Below are 23,343 nucleotides of genomic sequence, written 5' to 3' on the forward strand. Positions count from 1 at the left end.
GCCACGATTCGAAGCACAGATGAACGGCGCGGCTGCGAATGCGGCAGCCGCCTTATGAAACCATGAAGGGGCTGCCCCTAAAAGCCGAATGGCTTTTGGGACAGCCCCTTTCTCATGGAATACAGGAATCATTTGTCCAGCCATGTACGCATCATGGACAGCAAATGCGCGCTGTTGACCGGTTTCGTGATGTAATCCGAGCATCCGGCCTCGAGGCACAGCTCCCGATCTCCCTTCATCGCCTTCGCCGTGAGCGCAAGAATGGGAAGATCCTTGAACTCGGCCTTCTGCCGGATGGCGCGGGTGGTCTCGTATCCGTCCATTCCCGGCATCATGATATCCATCAGCACGATCTCGATATCCGGCGTATGTTCCAGGATGTGGAGGGCCGTCTGGCCGGTCTCAGCCGGAATGACTTTCATATGATGACGCTCCAGAATGGAGGTGAGCGCAAAAATGTTCCGGATATCGTCATCGACCACGAGCACTTTCTTGTACTCGATCATTTCATTCGAATGATGCAGCTTGACCAGCTTGTCCCTGGAGCCGGCCGGCAGGTTCACTTCCTTGCGGTGCAGGAAGAGGGTCGTCTCATCGATCAGCTGGGCATTCGATTTGACCTCTTTGAGAACCGCCAGCTTGACCAGCTCATCCCATTCGCTTTCTTCCGCCGGCTCCAGCTTCTTGCTCAGGCGGGCCAGGATGGGAACCCTTTTGTTCTTGGCGTTCTTGTGCATCTCGCGGACGAACCGGATGAGATTCATATCTTTCAAGCCGTTCTCCAGCACCACGCCGTCAAAAGCTTTGGCGCCCAGCTGGTTCAATCCTTTACGTCCCGTATCCACGGCCGTGATCTTGATATCATGGCCGGCCAGCAGCTCGACGATCCCCTTGCGCTCCTGCTCGTCTTGAACGACCACCAGCAGGCTGCGGGCCTTCTTGTCTGCAAACTGGCTCAAGCGATCCAGCGCATTCTCCAGCTCTTCGTTCGTCACCGGCTTGCGGAGATAATCGAACACTCCCCTCTGCAGGAGGAGCACTTCGTCCTCGTCGACGGTCATGACGCAGATCGGAATATGCCGCACCTGGATATCGTTCTTCAGCTGCTCAAGCACCAGCCAGCCGTCTGTGTCCCTCAGATGCAGGTCCAGCGTGATCGCGATCGGCTTGTACTTATGAACGAGCTCCAGGGCGTCCAGGCCGCCGGACGAAATGACCGCCTTGATTCCTTTCTTGCGGAGGAGATCGAGAATGATCTCGTTGAACTTCTGGTCATCCTCGACAATCAGGAACACGCGGTCTCCAGGCTCGATGCGGTTCCGGTCGTCCATCAAGGAATCATCCGCCGGCCGGTTCAGGCTGCTCCTGCGTTTGGGCGGAGTGATGTCAATCACCTCGGGAGCATGCAGCTTCCGTGGCTCCGGCTCCGTGAATTCCGCTTCCGTAGGGAGGTACAGATTAAATACGCTTCCCTGGTTCACTTCGCTGAACAGGGTGATTTCCCCCCCCAGCATCTCGGCAATCTCGCGGGAAATGGCAAGACCCAGTCCCGTCCCCCCATACTCCCGGTTCGTGCTTCCGTCAGCCTGCTGGAAGGCTTCGAAAATGATCTGCTGCTTCTCGGGAGGAATGCCGATTCCGGTATCGCTGACGCAGAAGCAGATGACCGTCTTGGCATGGTTCAGCGAGTCGTTTTCCAGGTTCCAGCCCCCGCTCGCTTTCTTGATCTGGAGCATGATCTGTCCTTGCTCCGTGAATTTAAACGCGTTGGAAAGCAGATTCTTCAAAATCTGCTGAAGCCGCTTGAAGTCCGTGAGGACGCTCGCCGGCACGCCGGAATCGATCTTGATCCGGTAGTCCAGCTTCTTGGCGTCCGCCATGTGGCGGAAGGTGCGGTCAAGCCCGTCTGTCAGCTCCGCCAGGGACACTTCGCTGTAATCCGGCGTAATGGTGCCGGATTCGATCTTGGACAGATCCAGGATGTCGTTGATGAGATTGAGCAGCTCGAGTCCGGAGTCCTGGATCGTCTTCGCGAACTTCACCTGCATATCGTGAAGATTCTCATCCGGATTCTCAGCCAGCTGCTCGGCCAGCAGCAGCAGGGAGTTCAGAGGGGTGCGGAGCTCATGCGACATGTTGGCCAGGAACTCGGATTTGTACTTGGATGTGAGGGCCAGCTGCTCCGCCTTCTCCTCCAGGTACCGCTTGGCCACTTCGACCTCATGGTTCTTGCTCTCCACTTCCGCCTTTTGCAGCACGAGCAGCTTCGCTTTGTCCTCGAGCTCGTCGTTCGTATTGCGCAGCTCCATCTGCTGCTTCTGGAGCTCTTCGGTGAGAGACTGCGACTGGATGAGCAGCTCCTCCGTACGCTGGTTCGCCTGCATCGTGTTGATCACGATGCCGATGGATTCCGTCAGCTGGTCCAGGAAGGCGATATCGATATCGCTATAGAGTCGGAAGGAGGCAAGCTCCAGAATCGCGAGCACCTGATCCTCGAAGATAATCGGCAGCAGGACGATATTGAGAGGCGTAGCCTCTCCCAGAGCGGACGAGATCACGACATAGTCTCCAGGCACATTGGTCAGCAGGATCCGCTGCTTCTCGATCAGGCACTGGCCGACCAGCCCCTGCCCTTCCCGGAATTCGTTCGCCAGATGCTTGCGGGTCTGGTAAGCGTAGCTCGCGAACAGCTTCAGCACCGGCTCGCCGCCGATCGGTTCGTTGATGTAGAAGACTCCATGCTGCATCGACACGAGCGGAGCCAGCTCCGATAGGATCATGCGGCTGACGGCATACAGATCCCTCTGCCCCTGCAGCAGCCGCGAGAACTTGGCGAGGTTGGTCTTGAGCCAGTCCTGCTCCGTATTGATCCGGGTCGTCTCCTTCAGGTTCCGGATCATTTCATTGATGTTGTCCTTCAGCGTCGCGACTTCCCCGGATGCGGACACGTCGATGGCGCGCGACAGATCGCCGTTGGTTACCGCGGTCGCGACGTTGGTGATGGCGCGCACCTGAGTGGTCAGCGTGCTCGCCATGTAGTTGACGTTGTCGGTGAGATCGCGCCATGTTCCTGCAGCGCCCGGCACGCTCGCCTGGCCGCCCAGCTTTCCTTCGGCGCCTACTTCACGCGCCACGGTGGTCACCTGGTCGGCGAAGGTGGCGAGCGTCTCGATCATGTTGTTGATCGTATCCGTCAGCTCGGCGATTTCGCCTTTGGCCTCCACGGTCAGCTTCTGCTTCAGGTTGCCGTTCGCCACCGCGGTCACGACCTTGGCGATTCCGCGCACCTGATCCGTCAGGTTCGTCGCCATGATATTGACGTTGTCGGTGAGGTCCTTCCAGATTCCGCCAACGCCGCGCACCTGGGCTTGTCCGCCCAGCTTGCCGTCCGTGCCGACCTCCCGCGCCACCCTCGTAACCTCGGAGGCGAACGAATTGAGCTGGTCCACCATCGTGTTGATCGTGTTCTTCAGCTCCAGCAGCTCGCCTTTGACGTCGACGGTGATTTTCTTGGACAGATCGCCGTTCGCGACGGCTGTCGTGACGCCGGCGATATTGCGCATCTGGACCGTCAGGTTGCTGGCCATGTAGTTGACCGTATCGGTCAGATCCTTCCACGTGCCGGACACATCCTTCACTTCCGCCTGCGCGCCGAGCTTGCCGTCCGTGCCGACCTCGCGCGCGACGCGCGTTACCTCGGAGGCGAAGGTCGAGAGCTGGTCCACCATCGTATTGATCGTGTTCTTCAGCTCCAGAATCTCGCCTTTGACGTCGACGGTGATCTTCTTGGACAGATCGCCCTTCGCGACCGCTGTCGTGACATCGGCGATGTTCCGCACCTGATCCGTCAGATTCCGGGCCATGTTGTTGACGCTTTCGGTCAGATCCTTCCAAGTGCCGCCGACCCCTTTGACCTGAGCTTGTCCGCCCAGCTTGCCGTCCGTGCCGACCTCTCGCGCCACCCGCGTCACCTCGGAGGAGAACATCGAGAGCTGGTCAACCATCGTGTTAATTGTGATCTTGAGCTCCAGAATCTCTCCTTGCACATCCGCCGTGATTTTCTTGGACAGATCGCCGTTCGCGACCGCCGTCGTCACGACTGCGATATTGCGCACCTGGTTGGTCAGGTTCGAAGCCATATAGTTGACGCTCTCGGTCAGATCGCGCCAGGTGCCGGCGACGCCCTTGACCTGGGCTTGTCCGCCCAGCATGCCCTCGGTACCGACCTCCCGCGCCACCCGCGTCACTTCGGAAGCGAAGGTGGAGAGCTGCTCCACCATCGTGTTGATTGTATTCTTGAGCTCCAGGATCTCGCCTTTCGCATTGACCGTGATCTGCTTCGATAGATCGCCCTTCGCGACCGCCGTCGTCACCTCGGCGATATTGCGCACCTGATCGGTCAGCGTTCCGGCCATGAAGTTGACGCTGTCGGTCAGATCCTTCCAGGTGCCGGAAACCCCTTTGACGTCCGCCTGCCCGCCGAGGATTCCTTCCGTCGATACCTCTCGCGCCACGCGCGTCACCTCGGAGGCGAAGTTGCTGAGCTGATCCACCATGATGTTGATCGTGCTCTTCAGCTGGAGGATCTCGCCTTTCGCATCGACGGTGATCGTCTTCGACAAGTCGCCCTTCGCGACTGCGGTCGTCACCTCAGCGATATTGCGCACCTGGTTGGTCAAGTTCGAAGCCATGTAGTTGACGCTTTCGGTCAGATCCCGCCAGGTTCCGGATACGCCTTTGACATCCGCCTGCCCGCCGAGAATCCCTTCCGTGCCGACCTCACGCGCCATCCGGGTCACCTCGGAAGCGAACGTCGACAGCTGATCCACCATCGTGTTGATCGTGTTCTTCAATTCCAGGATTTCGCCCTGCACATCCGCAGTGATCTTCTTCGACAGGTCGCCGTTTGCTACCGCCGTGGTGACGACTGCGATATTGCGCACCTGGTTGGTCAGGTTGGAGGCCATGTAGTTGACGCTTTCGGTCAGATCCCGCCAGGTTCCGGATACTCCCTTGACGTCCGCCTGCCCTCCGAGCTTGCCCTCCGTGCCGACCTCGCGCGCCACGCGGGTCACCTCGGAGGAGAACATGGAGAGTTGGTCCACCATCGTATTGATCGTATTCTTGAGCTCCAGGATCTCTCCCCGCGCGCTGACCGTGATCTGCTTCGACAGATCCCCGTTCGCGACGGCAGTGGTGACCGCCGCGATATTGCGCACTTGATCCGTCAGGTTGGTCGCCATGTAATTCACGCTGTCGGTCAGATCTTTCCAGGTGCCCGACACGCCTTTGACATCCGCCTGGCCGCCCAGGATTCCTTCCGTGCCTACCTCGCGCGCCACGCGGGTCACCTCGGAGGCGAAGGTGCTGAGCTGATTCACCATCATATTGATGTTGCTCGCCGTTCTCTGGAATTCGCCGGTAAGCGGCCGTCCCTCGATTTCCAGCTCCACCTTCTGGGACAGGTCGCCTTTGGCAACGGCGTTGATGACCCGGACCATCTCGCTCGTCGGCTGGATCAAGTCGATGACGAGACCGTTCAGCGAATCGGTAATCGTTTCCCAGGATCCGCCCAGATTTTTCTGCACGAACCTTTTCGAGAGGTTTCCTTCCTTTCCGACCACCTTGGCTACAGTCTGGACTTCAGACACCAGGCCTTCATGGATATCCATGATCTCATTGAACGTATCCGCCACCTTGCCGGCTACGCCGGTGCGGTCATATGGCATCCGGTAGGAGAAGTCGCCCTTCTTCATCGCCATCAAGGCATTGAGCAGTTCGCCGCCGTCAATTCGGTCGTCACTGGATCCGTTGCTCAAGTTTTGCTCGCTCATGTCCTCAACCCAGCCCCTTTTGACTGTCATAGTTTTGAATGATCGGTTTCCTAACGTCCAATCGGTCCGGCTCGACGATGAGATCATCCATGCCCGCCAACCTGCTGCGCGGCATCATTTCGTCGGATGCATTCTCCGGAGGATGATCGTCGCCATGCAGGAGCGGTTTGGCGGCTATCGTAAAAATGAACGTCGCGCCGGGTCCGTGCGACGGTTCCACCCGGATCGTGCCGCCCATGAGCTCGACAAGGGATTTGCTGATCGACAACCCGAGGCCCGTGCCGCCGAACTTACGGGTCGTCGAGGCATCCAGCTGGGAGAACGGTTGAAACAGCTCGTCGACCTTGTCCGGAGGGATTCCGATTCCGGTATCCTTGATCCTGAATTCAAGCATGAGGGAATCCACCGTCGCCTCCAGCTTGCCGACCCGTATGCATACGCTGCCTTCATGCGTGAACTTGACGGCATTGCCGACCAGATTGTTCAGCACCTGCCGGAGACGGTTCGCATCCCCCTTCAGATATGGAGGCAGGGACGGATCGATGAAGACCGTTACTTCCAGATTCCGCTCCCTGGTCTTGGCCGTGAACAGATCCATCGTCTCCATCAAGCAGTGCTGGAGGGAAAACGGCTCTTCCTCCAGTTCCATCTTACCGGACTCGATTTTTGAGAATTCGAGAATATGGTTGATTACCGAGAGCAAGGCATGTCCGCTCGTGTGGATGATGCCCGCCATCTCGGAGTATTCCTCCGGCAAATCGGAGGCGAGAAGCAGATCGGACATGCCGATGATCCCGTTGAGCGGAGTCCGGATCTCATGGCTCATCATGGCCAGGAATTCCGATTTCACGCGTGAGGCGAGCTCCGCCGTCTCCTTGGCCTGGCTGAGCGCCAGATTGGCTTTCTCCAGCTCCCTAGCCTGATTTTTCAGCGTTTCGCTCTGGATCTGCAGGGTCTTGTTCGCTTCATACATGCTCACGTAGCCCTCGATTTTGGACTTGAAGATCTGCGGAATGAAAGGCTTCGTCATAAAATCCATCGCACCTACGGAATGACCGGCGAAGACATGCTCCATCCTGTTGCTCGCAGCCGTCATGAAGATGATCGGCACGTATTTGGTCTTCTCCCGCATCCGGATGAGGCTGGCCGTCTCGACTCCGTCCATTCCCGGCATCTGCACATCCATCACGATGACGGCAAACTCCTCTTCCAGCAGACATCGCAAAGCTTCCGTGCCGGAATAGGCCCGAACCAGACGATAGGGCTCTCCGCCGAGAACCGCCTCGATGGCCATCAGGTTTTCCGGGTGATCGTCTACGAGCAGGATATTGATGGGAAAATCCATGGGGCCCCTCGCTTTCCGACATAAGGCATAACGGATCTACATTTCGACAAGACAGGACATATAACTCCGATTATATAGGATCAACCCTCCTTTCGGTAGCTGGTCTCCGACTGATTCCGATTTTTTTATTTCAGGATCCGACGGGACGAAAAAAACAAAAAAAAACGGGATGAAGCCGATTTCTGCTAGGCTTCATCCCGTTTGATTCGTTCGGCTTCCCAGCAGGCGAAGGAGAATCTCGCTGGTCGGATCTTCATCTCCTCAGCCCGCGGCGCGCCTCCTCCAGCGTATCCGCGCAGGACTGCTCCAAAAAGATGTCCGCGCTCCAGCCGAGAGCCGCCCTCCATGCCGGAGCTATGGACGCCTCCGGAGACTTCCTCCAGGATGGCCGGGTTCGAAATCAATTCCTTCACCCCCTTCGGTCGGAAGCCGGCGCATCAGGATGGAAACATCGTCGACAGCATGTAATTCAGCCGGTGCGAGTAGGTATGCTCCTTCATCGTCCGGTGCATGGAGCGCAGCGCGATGTCCTGCCTCTCTTGCTCATGCTGGAGGTAATAATCGATCTTCTCGATCATTTCCTGCGGCGAGGAATAGGTGGCGATATCCACTCCCGGCGTATAGAAGCTGGGCAGGTCTTCCCGGACGTCCGTCAGCTGCAGGGTGCCGCAGGCGGATATTTCGAACGTGCGGGGATTGGGGGAAACCGCGGTGATCATCTCGCTGTTGCTGTTGAACGTTTCGTCGTCATGGGCACGGTGCATGTTGATGACGATCTTGGCTCCGTTGTACGTCGCCGCTGTCTTCAGCGGCCCCATCCAGTGGCCCGCCCAAATGCGGGAGGAGAGAAGCGGATAATCGCGCAGCCGCTCCCACCAGAGACCAGAGATGGTGGTATCGCGAGTGGCGAGGTAAGGAGTGATCTGATCGAAGAAATCGACGCGATTGTGATAAGCGGAACCGACGAAGCTGATTTCCCTGCGCAGGGACAGATCGGGATTGCGGGGACGGAATTCGTCGGGATTGACGCCCAGAGGAAGGTAATGGACGTTGGGGCATCCAAGCCTGCGATAGAACTCGACGCAGTTTTTCTCCAGCGTGAAGACGAAGTCGTAATGCAGGGCGAGATTGCGGGTGATGTCGGAGTAATAGGGGTCATCCGTGAACCAGACGGCCGTCCGGATGCCAAGCGCCCGGACGGCGTCGACCTTCTCGACCGGAACGTGCAGGCCGTCAAGGAAGATGACCGCGTCGGGCCTCAGCGATTCGGCCTGCTGAACGTAATTTTGAAGCGCATCGCTCATGCTGAGCCTGGACGTCATCGAACGGAGCGATTTGGCAATGGAGGCGTCCAGGGGAGAATACGGATATCCTTTTGCGGTAGCGATGAACATGATATGAACCGGGAATATGGGGGGTGAGTAGCTCACCAGGGATAGGCCGGCCTCGCATTTGCCGAACCAGCGGCCATGCTTCTGTCCCGTCGCGAAGCCTGCTGCCCTGCCCCTTTCCAGCTCCGGATTCGGGAGCAACGGGGCAATAGGTTGCAGGACGCGCTTCTTGCTTGCGCGGGAAGGCGCATGTTTGGCTGCGCGCCTGCCCTTGCGCAGGGATTTAACTGCCAACTTTAGTCCTCCTCTTTTGATAGCAGCTCTCCGGCCGTCAGCCCAGGGGGAGCAGATCCAGAAGATCTCCGACGCGGCGGGCGAAAGTGTGTTCCTGAAGCGTGCGCAGCATCCCTTTCACGGAGACGGCTCTGCGCAGGTCTTCATGAAGAAGATAATGCCGTATTTTGCCGACCAGCTCGCCTCCGTCGCCAAAGGTGTCCAGCTCCTGTCCCGGCACGTAATAACGGCCGAGGTCGTCGCGGATATCGGTCATCTGCAGCGTTCCGCAGGCGGAAATTTCATACGTCCTTGGATTGATGGAGGCGCCGCGCAGACCGTGGTCATTGTGGTTGTCGACCCCCGGTTCCGTCGTCCGGTGGATGTTCAGGACGATCCGGGCGCCGTTGTAGTAGTTCACCGTCTCCTCGATCGGCATCCAGCCGGGAATCAGCTGGCAGCTTCTGCGCGCTCTTGTGCTCAGACGCTCCCACTCTCCGCCTGCGATGACGACTCTAAGCCCTTGCAGCTGCGGCAGCACCCGATCCAGCAGCCTGATGCGGTTCCAGAAGCCTTGGCCGATGAAGCATACGTCGCTGCGGTAATTCCGCGGGACCGGCTTGGCATGATACACTCCCGTATTCACGCCGAGAGGCGCGTAATGAACTTGCGGATGTCCCAGACGGCGATAGAAATCGACCGCCTCGAGGTCGTGTGTGAAGACGTGGTCGTAGCAGAACGCCAGGCTGCTCGTTTCCCTCGTAAAATAGGGATCGTCCGCGAACCAGATGGCGGCCGGTATGCCTAGATTCCGGATCGCGGCGATCTGCGAAGGCTGGTCGGCCGGAAAAACGTGCAAGCCGTTCATGACGAGCACCAGATCCGGCCTGAGCCTCTCGGCGTCTACGAACATGGTGCCGGGACTGCTTACAGCAACCGAGCCGGCGTGCATCGCCAGCGCTTCCTGCACCCCTTGGTCGATCGCCGGAAACCCTTGCGGGACGTACATGACGCTCATGGTTCTCCTCGCCCCGGGCGTCCATACCCGCGCGGCGGATGCTGCAGCCTGGCAGGCGCCGTCCCGGCGGCCTTCTTCCAATCCGATCCGATGTCCCTCCTGCCTTCCCGCTTCAACCGTCTGCGGTACATGGCTTGGCATGCCGAATGCCCCCTTCTTGACCTTGCTCTGTTCCTACTATATGTCCGGAGGCCGCTGTCTACTTGGTCTCTTGTCCTCGCGCCGCCAAAAATGGCGGATGACTAAGATTAGCAGAATGAATGCCGGCGGAGTCAAAGCGGGCTGCATCCCCTTCAATCGGCTGCCTCAACGGATGAATGCCCGAATTGTCGGACGGGAGCCGCTTGAAGCGAGTCGATGGCCGAAAAAAAAAGCCGCCGGACGGCGGCTTTGAAGCTTTCGGGTCAGCTGGGCTGGGTTTCATAGGCGAATTGCAATCCCTCTTCATAGCCCATGCCGAAGCCAGCCTGATACCCCTCTGTGTACGTCTGCTGGAATCCGGCCTTGAAAGCGGGGCTTCCCTCCATAATCGTCGGATCCGCGAACGAATGGACGGCTCGGCGCCGCGCTGCCGCCTTCCGGCGGCGAGGCCGTTTTGCCGCCGAGCGACTGACGGGACGAGCCTTCTTCCTTGGTCCGGACTTTCCTTTTTTCGCTCCGGCTGCTTTTTTTCGCAGCCCGAGTGTTGCGGACGGAAGCCGTTTTCTCACGGCGCTGCTTTTTGACTTCATGGAATATCCTCCTTTGAATCCTTGCGAGTCCTTGCCGGGCTGGCTCATTTCATAGACGCTGGTACAGCAGAGGGGGAGCAATAATAGGCCGCCCGGCAGGAAGCAGCGCCGCAGCGGCGTCCGCATCAGGCAGCCGGGGCTTAAGATAAAGCCCCCAGCGCTCCGCGGCCGCCGGGTTGAGAACGGTCCTGCACCGCCCCTCTTCCACATAAGCAAGCGAGCCATTCAGCAATGCCGCATAGGGGGGTGGAAAATCGCTGCTTGCAGCCTCCTCGTCCAGCGGCAGAGACGGAGCAGACTTCTCGTTTCTCCAGCGTGAAGCCGCGATGCTGGAAGCGATCGATGCCGCAGCCAGGCGGTATCGGCTCAGCACCGGCCTTCCCAAGCGGACGGAAGGCAGCTCCCAGCCACCCTCGATCTTCCAGCGAGCTCCCCTTTCCAGCCACCAGACCGTTCCGTCGGCTCCTTCCGCAGCGACTCCGCCGGGATAGAAGGACGCCTCTCCCGCCGGCTTCGCCTGCTCCATGTCCTTCGCCGACGACGCCGGAAGAACGCCCGCCGGATCCTCCCATTTGGTTTTGTAAAAGAGCCGGTTGCGGTCGGTCAGGGCCGTCATGCGGGCTTCCTCGCGCACCGTTATACTGCCGAAATGATGGATGAAGCAGTCTCCCGCAATGTACAGCCGCAGGTTCAGCAGCCTCGCGCGAAGGCAGAAATCATCGTCCTCGTAGTTCCCGATCTGATAGCCCTCGTCGAAGTACCCGACCGCCTCCAATAATGAGCGGCGCATCAGCATGCAGAATCCGGTCAGTCTCTCCGTCTCTTTCCAGCGCCGCGGATCCGGCTTGTTGCGGCCTCGCGCCCAGGCATCCATCCCCCTGATCGAACGATAGGGAACCTTCACGAGCTGGCTGCCGCTGATGAAGTTGGTGACGGGACCGACGATGCCGGCGGAGGGACTTCGTTCCAGGCAGGCCGTCAGGTTATCCAGCCAGCGCTCCGTCACAAGCGTGTCGTTGTTGAGCAGCAGCAGCCTGTCGCCTCTGGCCATCATGAGGCCGCGGTTGACCGCTCCCGCAAAGCCGAGATTGCGGTCCATGACCCGGAAGCGGAGCTTGCCCGCGCCTAGCATCAGCGAATATTTCTCCAGCATGGCAGCCGTCCCGTCCGCCGAGGCATTGTCCACGACAATGATTTCGTATGACTCCGGCGTATGCCTCAGGATGCTGTTCAGGCAGCGGACCAGGTAGTCCCGCTTGTTGTAGGTCGGAATGATGATGCTCGTGCCCGGCCATGGCTGTCCCAAGGCTGCCTTCCCGGCCTCGAAGCCGCGCTCGTAGCCTTCCTGCCATCCGGGAGCGCGCGGCTGCGGCGCCGCCTCTGGCGCCTCTGGCGCATCCGCCGCATTTGCCGCTATTGCCGGGACCATTTTCATCGCATCCGATGCGGCTGAAGGAGCGGCTCTCGAAGCGCGGCGCCGCACGCTCATGGAGCTGCGGCCTCCTTGGCCCCGTTCGGGAAGACGCTCCGGGAAATGGCCCTCATTCCTGTCCCTCTCCATCCTTCTTGTGCAGGGCTGCCTCAAGGAGAGAGTCGAACGTTCCGGCATCCGCCCACCAGCCCTGCAGCATCGCATGCGTCAGCTTGCCCGCGGCCGCATAGACATTGTTGACGTCGGTGATTTCAAGCTCCCCTCTTCCAGAAGGAGCGATCGCGGAGACGACATCAAAGACGCTCCCGTCGTAGAGATAAATGCCGGTCACGCCGTAGCTGCAAGCGGGAGCAGCCGGCTTCTCCTCGATCCGGAGTATCTTTCCGCCTTCATCGAATACCGGCACCCCGTACCTTTCCGGATCGGGAACTTCCTTGAGCAGAACCATCGCGCTTCCGGCAGGCTCATTCCTGTAAGCCTCCACGTAAGGCGCGAGGGAGTCGTCGGCCAGATTGTCGCCAAGCAGCATCAGGAACTTCTCTTCCTTGCCGACATAAGGCTTCGCCAGTTCAAGAGCCTGGGCAATGCCCCCGGCCTCCTCCTGGATGAGATAGGTTATCGATGCCCCGTGACCGCGGCCGCTGCCGAAATACTCGATGAACATTCCCGCCGAGCTGCGTCCCGTAACGAGGAGAATTTCATCCGCTCCCGCCGCCGCGAGCGTCTGCACCGCGTAGTGGATCATCGGATAGTTGTATACCGGGAGCAAGTGTTTGTTCATCAGTCCCGTCAGCGGCATCAGCCGGGTGCCGTTTCCCCCTGCAAGCAGAATGGCTTTCAACAGACGTTCACTCCTTCTCTTCTTTCAAGCAAATGAGCTAATCAGATTCTCTCTCCGCGACATCGCGGCGGCGGTCGTAATCCGGGAAGGCTGATCTTGGCTCGCCTTTCGCTTCCAGAATCCGTAGAACGGCTTGGGCGTAGCGGGCGCCCTCGTCCGGAAGCGGCGTCCATTCGCGCGCGCCTCCCGCAGCGGCTGCTGGCGCCGTTACCGAGGCAGCCGTCCCCCCGGCCGCCAGCAGCGTCGCCAAAGCTTCGGCCGGATCGGCAAGAGCATCTCCTTCAAGCAGCGCCAAGGCTTTGCGGTTCAGGGCGAATACGGCCCGCTCCATCGACGCGAAGCTGCGCGACTCTCCTCCGAGCGACCAGTGCATGAAGGCGCTCAGAACCATGGACCGGCTCCAGCGCGAGAACGGGATAGCGCCGCTTGTGCTTGACGGAACCGCAGCGCAAGGCCGGAGGGAGGAAGCGGCTTTCGCAACCAGAGCGTGCACCGGAAGCCGGGCAAGCGTGTCGGCTCCGAGTCCGGCATCCGCATACAGGACGGCATCCGTCTCCGAGGCGGCAGCATGGACGGAACCTGCCGCCAGCGCTTCGTGGACATGACGGGCATCGGGATGGAGATGGCGTACGGCATCGTCGGATCGGTCCGAAGCTTCAGCCGCCATGGATCCGCCAACTCGGCTGCCTGCTCCGTAGAGCATCTCGATGACCGGGCTGAACCCTCTCTGCCGCATGATCTCCGCAGCTTCAGCCAGCTGCCCGGCGTCGCTCCCGGCCACGACCGCAGCGGCGGAGAACGGCTTCCAGCCGGGAAAGACCGCGCTTTTGCTGCTGCTGCGATAGCTGGTTCGATTGGCTTTGCTGCTGCTGCGATAACTGGTTAGATTGGCTTTGCTGCTGCTGCGATAGCCTTTTCCCTTCTGGCTTCTGCTCCTGCCGTTGCCGGCTGCCTTTGCCCTGCCGGTCCTTCCTTGTCCGGTCCCTCTGCCGTCCTGTTCTCCCGCCCCTGAGCGGACGGTCCTGCCGCCCTGCATCATTCCGTCCCTCCTCCATGTTCGGTATTCTCCGCACCGTCGGGCTCAGGAAGGACAGGAGCTGCTTCTTCGGCCGCAGCCTGCCTCGACAGCCAGGCGATCGCTTCGAGATGATCCCCGACTATAAGACGGTGAAGCGGCCTCAGCCGCTCGCGCTCGCGGCGCCGCCGGTTGCGGCGGCCGACATCGACCCGGATCGGCAGGACGATCCTCAGTCCCGCCGCTGCCGCCTTGGCGTGGGCAAGAGGCGGAACGAGCAGCGATTTCGATCCGATAACCGACAATGCGCGCCTCGACATCGCGTGGGGAACGGCGGTGAGCGAGGTTCCTTTAAGATCCGGCCGGCCAAGCATCTCGTTGAGGGCATGCTTCGCAAGCACGACGGGATGAACCTGGGATGTATCGACAGGACCGGAGTAATCGTTCAAGGCGACATCCGCTCCGCCGCGGGCAATGACATCGACGAACGGCCGCAGCCTGGCGGCGGACAATACCATATCCCCGTCCAAGAAAAGGAGGACCTCCCCTTGGGCGGCACGGGCGCCTATGGCGCGTCCGACATCATGTCCGAGAGGACTTAGGTATCGGATCACCTTGGCTCCGCAGCGTTCGGCCGCTTCCGCGGATCCGTCGGTGGAACCGTTGGCGACGACGATCAACTCGGTGTGCGGATGGATTCTCGCAGCCTGCTTCAACACGGCGACAATCGTGCGCCGTTCATTCATGACCGGAATAATGACCGACAAGAACGGCGGTACGCCGTCTGAATCGCGGGCTTCTGCTTCGAATGCGGAAGTCGGGCCGGAGGCTGGAAGCTTGCCTGCCGATCGGCGTCCATTTCTGCCCTTGCCCGTACCGGCAGCCCGGACCTTAGCAGCGAAGCTGCCAGATCTCCCGGCACCACCTTCGTTCCCTCGCGGGGCTCCTGCCCCCTCCCGACGTCCGCCTTTGCTTCTCGAGCGTGCGTATCTCATCTTTTCACCTCACTACTTGCCAGCTTATGAGAGAGCAGGAACGATGGCACGGCATTTGTACAGGCGGGATAACCGGGGAAGAATGGAAAAAAAGAGCTGCGCCGTGTCATCCCGAGATGACACCCGCGCAGCTCTGCCAGCAGCCTATCTTATTCTTTTATTGATTTATGGTTCAATTGATCCATCCCTTTATCCATCCGTCAATTCGTCCATCTATCCATTTATCCATTCATAGATCCATAAATCCATCGTTCCAATGATTCATGGATTCATTGATTCATTGATTCATTGATTCATTGATTCATGCAATATATCCCTTTGAAATCTATCGATTCGATCCATTCCTCTTGTTTCAATTTCTTTGTTCTATCCTTCGTTCTAATCCTTCGGTTTAATCCGTCGTTCCATTCCTTGGGTTTAATCCTTCGTTCTATCCTTCGGTTTAATCCTTCGGTTTAATCCTTCGTTCTATTCCTACGGTTCCCGGCCCCATCTCGATTGCCTCTGCCTCTCTATCCGATTAGCGGGCAGCTGGGACGGCTCCGTCCGACCGCATTCAGATCCCTTCCGGCAGCCTGCCGGCTGCGATCCAATCGATTCGGCCCCGGGCATTGCCCTCTTCCTGGGTACGGATGAGGGTGACTACCGCCTCTGCCGTCAGCTTGGCGCGCACGACAGCGTGGCAATGGGGAACGTCGAGGGAGCAGACGAACGAATACCCGCTGTCCATGAACGGAGTCTGCAGCGGAATGATCAGGTCGATCCTGGCGCGGTCCCGGAAAGCGAACGGGATCGTTCCATGCTGCACGCCAGCTCCCTTCATGGACTCCCCTGCTCCGTCATCGCGGGAGGCTGGCCCAACGTCTGCGGCTAACGACTGCCGCGGCAGCAGCCGCGCTGTGCCTGGAGCGCGGACGGACAGCGCCGAGCTGTATCGGATCTCGCTCACGTCATATCCGGCAAGCTCCTCCGGCTTATCCCCGCAACTCGACAGTGCGGCGTCTGCCTCTGATGGCGCCGATGGCTTGAATTCAGCTTCCGGTTCCTTTCCGTCCCAGAGTAGAGTGTTCGAGACGCTCTCCGGAGCAACGGTGTGAAGCTTGACTTTGGGGACGCCGCCTTCCTTGGCCTCCAACGGGACGCGGACAGGGGCGGGAATGTTGTCCAGCCAGTCGATTTCCGATATGTTCGGATTGTCATAGTGGTATAAAGGCCTCGAAGATTGCTTGCCTTTGCCTCCCTGCTGACTCCTGGCTTTCGGCGCGAGCGGCGCCCCGCCGGGTACATAAGGTTTGCTGCCCTTTGCGGGCCTACCGTTCGTCTTCATCGTCAAGCTCCTCCACCAAAGCATAGTACTGTTATCCTATGCGGCTGCCCGGCAGACGGATACCATGACGTTGCAAGCAGTCCGCAAACTCAGCTGTCCCCGCTGCGCCAAGCTGCATGCCAGAGCGCGCCCGTGCCCGCTCCGAGCGGTCCGCCCGATGCAATCGCCGCAAGCGTGAATGCCTTGGCCTCCCTCGCCGCCGCCTCCATGTCCAGGCCTCTTGCGAGCAGAGCGGCAAGCGCGGAGGCGATCGTGCAGCCGGTGCCATGCGTATGCATAGTCGGAATGCGCGAAGCTGTCAGCACGACCGGGTGATTCGGAAGAGAGGCTGACAGGAGAACGTCGGCGGCCGCTTCCGCCCCGGCCAGATGGCCTCCTTTCAGAAAGACATGCCTGCACCCGAATTTCAGCATTTCCTTGGAAGCGTCCTTCATCGCCTCGAGGCTTCCTATCTCCCTCTCCTTCAGACCGAGCAAGGCGCAGGCTTCCGGAATATTGGGCGTAACGACCTCCGCCAGAGGCAGCAGCCGCAGACGAAGCGCCTCAGCCGCATCCTCCCGCAGCAGCCGGGAGCCATGCTTGGAGATCATGACGGGATCCACCACGAGCTTGAGGGCCGCGACCTTCTCCAGCCTGGAAGCTGCCGCATGGATGATGTCCGGCGAGAACAGCATGCCCGTCTTGACGGCGTCGGCTCCGATATCGCCCATGACGGCGTCGAGCTGAGCCTCTACCGCTTCAACCGAAAGGGGGTAGACTCCGTGCACGCCGACCGTATTCTGCGCCGTCACCGCGGTTATGACGCTCATGCCGAATGTGCCGAGCTCCTGGAACGTCTTCAGATCCGCTTGAATGCCAGCGCCTCCTCCGGAATCCGAGCCTGCTATCGTCAGTACTTTCCGGATTCGGCCTCCCCGCAGCCCGCTGCCTTGCCCGATAGCAGTCTCTAGCAAAGGAATTCCTCCCTGACAGAAATGCTTCGGCCCGCCTCCGCACCGCCCCTGGCCGCAGCGGCGAAACGTTCCGGGGAGAAGGAGGCGATCCGCTCCGGCTTCGTTCCATCCAGCAGCTCCGTTACGGCCGCAGCGGTCGCAGGAGCAAGCAGAATGCCGTTGCGGTAATGGCCGGCCGCCACGATGACCTGAGGATGGCCGCTCAAGGCGCCGATCAGCGGACGCCCGTCGCGGGTGGCCGGCCTCAGCCCGGCCCAGCGCAGCTTGGGACGGGCGCCTTCAAGGAAAGGGAAGATCCGGCTGCTCCACCGCTCCAGCCGCCCGATTCCCTTCTCCGTGACCGAAGCGTCGAATCCGGCGACATCCTCAGAAGCGCCGCATACGAGGGCGTTCCCCGACTTGCCGACCCAGTAGGCCTGACTCGAAAACACCATATGCCTGACCGCTCCGTCAGGCACGTCGAAGGCACAGATCTGACCGCGAATCGGATGGATGGACTCCGGCAAGCCGAACATCCGCTCGAATTCCCCGGACCAGGCGCCCGTGCAGATCAGCAGCTTGTCAGCCTCGTGTTCTCCGGAATAATCTGTCGCGAGAGCGACGGACCGCTCCCCGGAACCGGTTGTCCTCAAGGCAAGCTCCCGCAGGCTGCCGGCTCCGCTTATCATCCTGATTCCGGCCAGCCTGCAAGCCTCCGACAGCGCCGCAGCGAGGCGGGGCGCCTCGACGTGGGCTTCGGACGGCGTGTAGATGCCGCCCGCCGCTCCCCGCGCGAGCAGCGGCTCCAGACTGGCCAGCTCGGCGGCGCTCAGCAGCTCGGCTCCGCTGCCGGCCGCCCGCTGCCAGTCCAGCCTCGAGCGCAGCGGGAGCAGATCCGCTTCATGATAAGCGACGCCGACGCTGCCGGTGCGCTTGAGCCCGACCTTCATGCCGCTGGCTTCCTCGATGTCTGCCGCCCAATCCGGATAACGGAGCAGGCTGTCGGCGCACAGCTGGAAGAAAGCATCCGGCTGCTCGGCATTTTCCGAGTACGGTGCCAGCATGCCCGCCGCCGCTCCCGTTGCCTGCCCGCCGAAGGCGCCCTTGTCGATGATCGTCACCTCGCGGCTTCCGTCTCTTGCCGCCTCGTAAGCGCAGCTCAGCCCGATGATGCCGCCTCCGAGGATGAGCACCCTTTCCCTCACTGCCTCCACGCTCCCGAGCGATCGGCTTGGCGCGGGTACAGGGCGCCGGCTTCCGTGCTGCTCGCGGAGGCATAGGGAAGCGCGGGGATGCGGCCGGCGAGCCTGGCCAACCGGCCGGCGCGGATCGCGAGCGCCATCGCTTCGGCCATCGCCACGGGATCTGCCGCCCGCGCCACCGGCGAATTGGCCAGCACGGCGGATGCCCCGAGCTCCATCGCCAGAGCGGCGTCCTTCGCCGAGCCGAGTCCGGCGTCCACGATGACGGGGACCGGCGATTCCTCCGCGATCAGCCCGAGGTTGTACGGGTTCAGGATGCCGAGTCCGGTCCCGATCGGGGCTCCCCCCGGCATGACGGCCGCCGCTCCGGCTTCGGCCAGCCGACGGCAAAGGACGGGATCGTCCGAAATGTAAGGCAGCACCGTGAAGCCTTCGGCCGCAAGCCTATCCGTCGCTCTCAGCGTCTCCAGAGGATCGGGCAGCAGCGTGCGCGGATCCGCGCTGATCTCCACCTTGATCCAGCTGCCAAGCCCGGCCGCTCTGGCCAGGCGCGCGATCCTCACCGCCTCGTCCGCATTGCCTGCGCCCGACGTATTGGGAAGGTAGATCAGCTTTTCTTCGGGCAGATGCTGCAGGATCGAATCGTCCTCAGGCTGCTCCAGATTGACGCGGCGGACGGCGAACGTAATGACCTCCGCACCGCTTGCCCGCAGCGCCTGCTGCATGACGGCCGGGCTCGGGAAGCGGCCCGTTCCGAGGAAAAATCGCGAGGAAAGCCAAGTCTCGCCTACTTTCCAGGCATCTCGGCCCAGCTCCCGCCCCGGCTGAAGCTTCGCATGGCCAGCGGTTTGGACAGCGGCTGGATAATCGGTTTGAGCTTCGGTTCGATACTCGGTTCGATATTCGGTACGGGACTCTGTCTGAGCCTCTGTTCGAGTATCTGTCCGAGACTCTGTCCGAGACCCTGTCCGAGACCCTGCTCGAGCCCCCATTTGATCTTCCATCATTCAGCCTCCCCCTACAAAGTGGACCAGCTCGATCTTCATTCCATCCGCCAGCCGATGGCGGCTCCAATCCCCGCGCGCCAGGATGATTCCGTCCGCTTCGGCGACAATCCTCTGGCCGGATAGGCTGTGCGACTCGACCAGCTCCTGAAGCGTTGATGAATGCGTAAGGATTTCCTTGCCGTTCAATGTGAGCCGAAGCGGATTGCCCGGTCGGGAAGCAGCTCCATATGAGTCGGTCAGACCGGCTGCAGCCATGCTTGCGGCTGCGATCAGGCTCCGCAGCTCGTGGCAGACAGCTGCGGGATCGGAGCTGCCGACAACCGCGGAGACGGCGCACAGCCTCCTGGCCCCTGCGGCGAGCACCTCGCCTGCGTTGCCGGGATGGATGCCGCCGATGGCTGTCCATGGGATGCGCACATGACGGGCCGCCTGGCGGACGTAATCCAGCGTGACCGCCGCCCGGCCCGGCTTGGTCGCCGTCGGGTACACCGGCCCGACTCCGATATAGTCGGCGCCGGCTGCCTCGGCCTTCATGGCCTGCTCCAGGCTATGGGTGCTGACGCCGACGATCCGTTCCGCACCGAGCAGCTCCCTCGCATCGGCGATGGACATATCGTCCTGCCCGAGATGGACGCCGTCGGCCTCGGCTTCAAGCGCGAGCACCGGATGGTCGTTCACGATGAACGGCACTCCGTACTCCCTCGTCAGCCTGCGCAGCATCCCCGCTTTTTCTCCCAGCTCCCGCAGCGAAGCTTTTTTGTCCCGCAGCTGCAGGATATCCGCTCCTCCCTCAAGCGTCTCCCGCATGACATCCTCCAGCCTTCTTCCGGGATGGCAGCCCTCGCCCGTAATGACGTACAGGCTGAACTCAAGCTTCTTCATCCTTGGCCTCTCTCTCCGGCGCTTCCGCACCCAAATAATGAAGACACCATTCCCAAGCCGTGTCAGCGTCCGCTGCGCCTTGCGCAAGCACTCTGCCGTCCGGGAACACGACGAGCTTCCCGTTGTCCGGGAGCACTGCCCGCAGCAGATAAGGATTGAGCGTCAGCCGGCAGCCCAGCCTCTCCAGCCTCTTCTCGTACCTTCCGGGTTCGGCAGGCTCCAGCTGCAGCTGGAATGTATCGCGGCCGCACAGAACGGCCGTATTTTGGCGGCGGAGGTTGCCGGCAGCTTCCGAGGCTGCTTTTTCCGGCCATCCTTCCGGAAGGATGGCCCTTCCGCTTGCAGGAGAGCGCCTGGATATCTTCGACCGGACGTTTGCAATCGAGGGATTTGTTTCCTTCGCCAGGACGTCCATGCTGGAATCCAGCTCCGCTCGCGTGCCGGTTCCCCCCGAAGCCTTCGCGCTGCCGCAATGCCGACAGCTAGCCGAAGGATCGGGAAGCTTCGTTTCACGCATGCTGTACGGCCACAAGGAGACGCTTGCGAGCGTGCGGCGCATCTCATCCCGGCCGCCTGCCAGCCATTTGAGCGCTTCAGCCGCCTGCAGCGCGGCGACCATCTCCACAGCCGGCGAGATCATGCCCGCCGTTTCGCATGTATGGCCGCTTTCCTGCTCTTCCTCGCCGCCGATCAGGCAGCGCAGGCAGCAGGTCGCGCCGGGAATGAGCGGAGCGCTCATCCCGGCCGCCCCGGCGACGCCGCCGTACAGGAAAGGAATGCCTACACGGAAGCAGTAATCGCTCAGCACGAGCCTGGCCGCGGCATTGTCCGTACCGTCGAGCACCAGATCGGAGCCGACCGCGATCTTCTCCAGCACGCCGGGAGCCGTGAAGTCGGCGGCAAACGCCTTGACTTCCACCATGCCGTTGATCACTCTCAGCTTCCGCGCAGCGGCCTCCGCCTTGGGAAGCGCCAGCCGCGCATCCTCTTCGTCGAACAGCATCTGCCGCTGCAGATTGCTGAATTCCACGTAGTCGCGGTCGGCGAGCCGCAGCTCGCCTACCCCGGCACGAGCCATATGCTGCGCCAGCGAAGCTCCGAGCGAGCCGGTACCGGCGACAAGCACGACGGCCTGGCCGATCCGCCGCTGCCCTATCCAACCGATGGGAGCGAAGCGAATTTGCCGGGAATATCGTTCCTGAATGGCGTCTTGCGCCTCGAATCGGCTTGTTGCCGCCGGATCAAGCATAGATGCTGCCGCCTCCGGCCTTGAACGCCTCCGCCTGCTCCTTCATGCCCGCCTCGATCGCCTCCGCCGTGTCCAGCCCTTCCCTCTCCGCGTAATCCCGAATGTCCTGCGTGATCCTCATGCTGCAGAACTTCGGCCCGCACATGGAGCAGAAATGCGCGCTCTTGGCGCCTTCCGCGGGGAGCGTCTCGTCGTGGTAGCTCATCGCCCGCTCGGGATCCAGCGACAGATGGAACTGATCGCGCCAGCGGAATTCGAATCTGGCCTTGGACAGAGCGTCGTCGCGCTTTCGGGCCTGCGGATGGCCCTTGGCGAGATCGGCGGCGTGCGCGGCGATCTTGTACGTGATGACGCCTTCCTTCACGTCCTCCCGGTTCGGCAGTCCCAGATGCTCCTTGGGTGTCACATAACAGAGCATCGCCGTGCCGAACCAGCCGATCATAGCCGCGCCGATCGCGCTCGTAATATGGTCATAGCCCGGCGCGATGTCCGTCGTGAGCGGACCGAGCGTGTAAAAGGGAGCCTCGTCGCAGACGGCGAGCTGGCGGTCCATATTTTCCTTGATCAGATGCATCGGAACATGGCCGGGACCTTCGATCATGACCTGCACGTCATGCTTCCAGGCGATTTTCGTCAGCTCGCCGAGCGTGTCCAGCTCCGCGAACTGCGCCTCGTCGTTGGCGTCCGCGATCGACCCCGGCCTCAGCCCGTCGCCGAGCGAGAAGGTCACGTCGTAGGCTTTCATGATTTCGCATATATCCTCGAAATGCGTATACAGGAAGTTCTCCCTATGATGGGCGAGGCACCAGGCCGCCATGATGGACCCTCCCCGGCTGACGATGCCCGTAACGCGCTTCGCTGTCAGCGGCACATATCGGAGCAGCACGCCGGCATGGATGGTGAAATAATCGACCCCCTGCTCGGCCTGCTCGATCAGCGTATCGCGGAACACCTCCCAGCTGAGGTCCTCCGCTTTGCCGTTCACCTTTTCCAGCGCCTGATAGATCGGCACGGTCCCGACCGGAACCGGAGAGTTGCGGATGATCCATTCTCTCGTCGTATGGATGTTCTTGCCGGTGGACAGATCCATGATCGTATCGGCTCCCCAGCGGGTCGCCCACGTCATCTTCTCCACCTCCTCCTCGATCGAGGAGGTCACGGCGGAGTTGCCGATGTTGGCGTTGATCTTCACGTGGAAATGCCGCCCGATGATCATCGGCTCGCTCTCGGGATGGTTGACGTTGGCCGGAATGACCGCTCTTCCCGCCGCGACTTCGGAGCGTACGAATTCCGCTTCCATCCCCTCCCTCAGGGCGATGAACTCCATCTCGGGGGTTACGATGCCCTGCCTTGCGTAATGCAGCTGGGTGATGTTGCCCCCTGCGAGAGCTCTCAGCGGCAGCCTGCCGGATGGCGGGAAAATATCCGCTCCCCTCTCGGCGGCTTTGCCGGCGTCGGAGAATCCGTTGTCCTCGGGCTGGACGATCCGGCCCTGATAGGCCTCCGTGTCTGCCCTCTCTGCGATCCAGCCTCTTCGCATGGGCGGCAAGCCTCTCGAGACATCCGCCTCGTAATCGGTGTCCGTGTAAGGACCGCTTGCGTCATAGATTCTCAGAGGCGCATTGGGAATGGACTCTCCGCCCACCTCGCTGTCCGAGAGCGAGATTTCCCTCATCGGAACCCGGATATCCTCCCGGCTTCCCTGCATGTAGACTTTGCGGCTGCCCGGCAGCGGCTCGGTATGTATGGCCATGGAAAATCAAAAGCCCCCTTAACGGATCTTGATATCCGCCAGGGGGCTGCACGCTTGGAAATGCCGGTCATGCCTTTAGTTCCCGATGGTCTGCGCCAAAAAACGCAGGCTGTCCGGGACACTCTACTGGCCGCTTCCGCCTTCATCGGCAGATTGCGGCAAGCAGATTGGGTGCG

Annotated in this window: 17 protein-coding genes; all 17 read right to left on the reverse strand. The window is 61.0% G+C overall.

What is annotated here, in order from left to right; all coding sequences use genetic code 11:
- Positions 1 to 128: 128 nt before the first annotated feature.
- The gene (locus tag ACLBWT_RS06270) at positions 129 to 5,834 is read right to left on the reverse strand and encodes a HAMP domain-containing protein (protein ID WP_447662169.1); all 5,706 of its coding nucleotides are present in this window, start codon (positions 5,832 to 5,834) and stop codon (positions 129 to 131) included.
- Between the two features lie 4 nt (positions 5,835 to 5,838).
- Positions 5,839 to 7,179: an ATP-binding protein gene (locus tag ACLBWT_RS06275; protein WP_447662170.1), complete on the reverse strand. Its 1,341-nt coding sequence runs from the start codon at positions 7,177 to 7,179 to the stop codon at positions 5,839 to 5,841.
- Between the two features lie 185 nt (positions 7,180 to 7,364).
- Positions 7,365 to 7,583, reverse strand: coding sequence for a hypothetical protein (locus ACLBWT_RS06280; RefSeq protein WP_447662171.1), 219 nt, complete (start codon positions 7,581 to 7,583; stop codon positions 7,365 to 7,367).
- 33 nt (positions 7,584 to 7,616) lie between these two features.
- Positions 7,617 to 8,804: a CgeB family protein gene (locus ACLBWT_RS06285; RefSeq protein WP_447662172.1), complete on the reverse strand. Its 1,188-nt coding sequence runs from the start codon at positions 8,802 to 8,804 to the stop codon at positions 7,617 to 7,619.
- A 37-nt stretch (positions 8,805 to 8,841) separates the two neighbouring features.
- A complete protein-coding gene (locus ACLBWT_RS06290) occupies positions 8,842 to 9,942 on the reverse strand; it encodes a CgeB family protein (RefSeq protein WP_447662173.1) in 1,101 nt (366 codons plus the stop codon).
- A gap of 263 nt (positions 9,943 to 10,205) precedes the next feature.
- Complete coding sequence (locus ACLBWT_RS06295; RefSeq protein ID WP_447662174.1) at positions 10,206 to 10,532, reverse strand: hypothetical protein; 327 nt, start codon at positions 10,530 to 10,532, stop codon at positions 10,206 to 10,208.
- A gap of 49 nt (positions 10,533 to 10,581) precedes the next feature.
- Entirely contained in the window at positions 10,582 to 12,021 is a 1,440-nt protein-coding gene (locus ACLBWT_RS06300) for a glycosyltransferase family 2 protein (protein WP_447662175.1), read from the reverse strand.
- Between the two features lie 52 nt (positions 12,022 to 12,073).
- On the reverse strand, positions 12,074 to 12,805 hold the full coding sequence (locus ACLBWT_RS06305; RefSeq protein WP_447662176.1) for a sugar phosphate nucleotidyltransferase: 732 nt from the start codon (positions 12,803 to 12,805) through the stop codon (positions 12,074 to 12,076).
- A 37-nt stretch (positions 12,806 to 12,842) separates the two neighbouring features.
- Positions 12,843 to 13,844: a hypothetical protein gene (locus tag ACLBWT_RS06310; protein ID WP_447662177.1), complete on the reverse strand. Its 1,002-nt coding sequence runs from the start codon at positions 13,842 to 13,844 to the stop codon at positions 12,843 to 12,845.
- On the reverse strand, positions 13,841 to 14,815 hold the full coding sequence (locus tag ACLBWT_RS06315) for a glycosyltransferase family 2 protein (RefSeq protein WP_447662178.1): 975 nt from the start codon (positions 14,813 to 14,815) through the stop codon (positions 13,841 to 13,843). Before ACLBWT_RS06315 ends, ACLBWT_RS06310 begins: the two co-directional genes overlap by 4 nt.
- 556 nt (positions 14,816 to 15,371) lie before the next feature.
- Entirely contained in the window at positions 15,372 to 16,142 is a 771-nt protein-coding gene (locus ACLBWT_RS06320) for a WIAG-tail domain (RefSeq protein ID WP_447662179.1), read from the reverse strand.
- Positions 16,143 to 16,231: 89 nt separating this feature from the next.
- On the reverse strand, positions 16,232 to 17,095 hold the full coding sequence (gene thiD / locus ACLBWT_RS06325; protein WP_447662180.1) for a bifunctional hydroxymethylpyrimidine kinase/phosphomethylpyrimidine kinase: 864 nt from the start codon (positions 17,093 to 17,095) through the stop codon (positions 16,232 to 16,234).
- Positions 17,089 to 18,279 (reverse strand): glycine oxidase ThiO, encoded by a 1,191-nt coding sequence (thiO, locus tag ACLBWT_RS06330; RefSeq protein WP_447662181.1) that lies wholly within the window; start codon positions 18,277 to 18,279, stop codon positions 17,089 to 17,091. Before thiO ends, thiD begins: the two co-directional genes overlap by 7 nt.
- Positions 18,276 to 19,268 (reverse strand): thiazole synthase, encoded by a 993-nt coding sequence (locus tag ACLBWT_RS06335; protein ID WP_447662266.1) that lies wholly within the window; start codon positions 19,266 to 19,268, stop codon positions 18,276 to 18,278. The genes thiO and ACLBWT_RS06335 overlap by 4 nt, the downstream gene beginning before the upstream one ends.
- Before the next feature lie 15 nt (positions 19,269 to 19,283).
- Complete coding sequence (gene thiE / locus ACLBWT_RS06340) at positions 19,284 to 20,165, reverse strand: thiamine phosphate synthase (protein ID WP_447662182.1); 882 nt, start codon at positions 20,163 to 20,165, stop codon at positions 19,284 to 19,286.
- Positions 20,152 to 21,414, reverse strand: coding sequence for a ThiF family adenylyltransferase (locus tag ACLBWT_RS06345; RefSeq protein WP_447662183.1), 1,263 nt, complete (start codon positions 21,412 to 21,414; stop codon positions 20,152 to 20,154). Before ACLBWT_RS06345 ends, thiE begins: the two co-directional genes overlap by 14 nt.
- Positions 21,407 to 23,167: a phosphomethylpyrimidine synthase ThiC gene (gene thiC, locus ACLBWT_RS06350; RefSeq protein ID WP_447662184.1), complete on the reverse strand. Its 1,761-nt coding sequence runs from the start codon at positions 23,165 to 23,167 to the stop codon at positions 21,407 to 21,409. The genes ACLBWT_RS06345 and thiC overlap by 8 nt, the downstream gene beginning before the upstream one ends.
- Positions 23,168 to 23,343: the final 176 nt, after the last annotated feature.

The organism is Paenibacillus sp. D51F, from assembly GCF_053345695.1.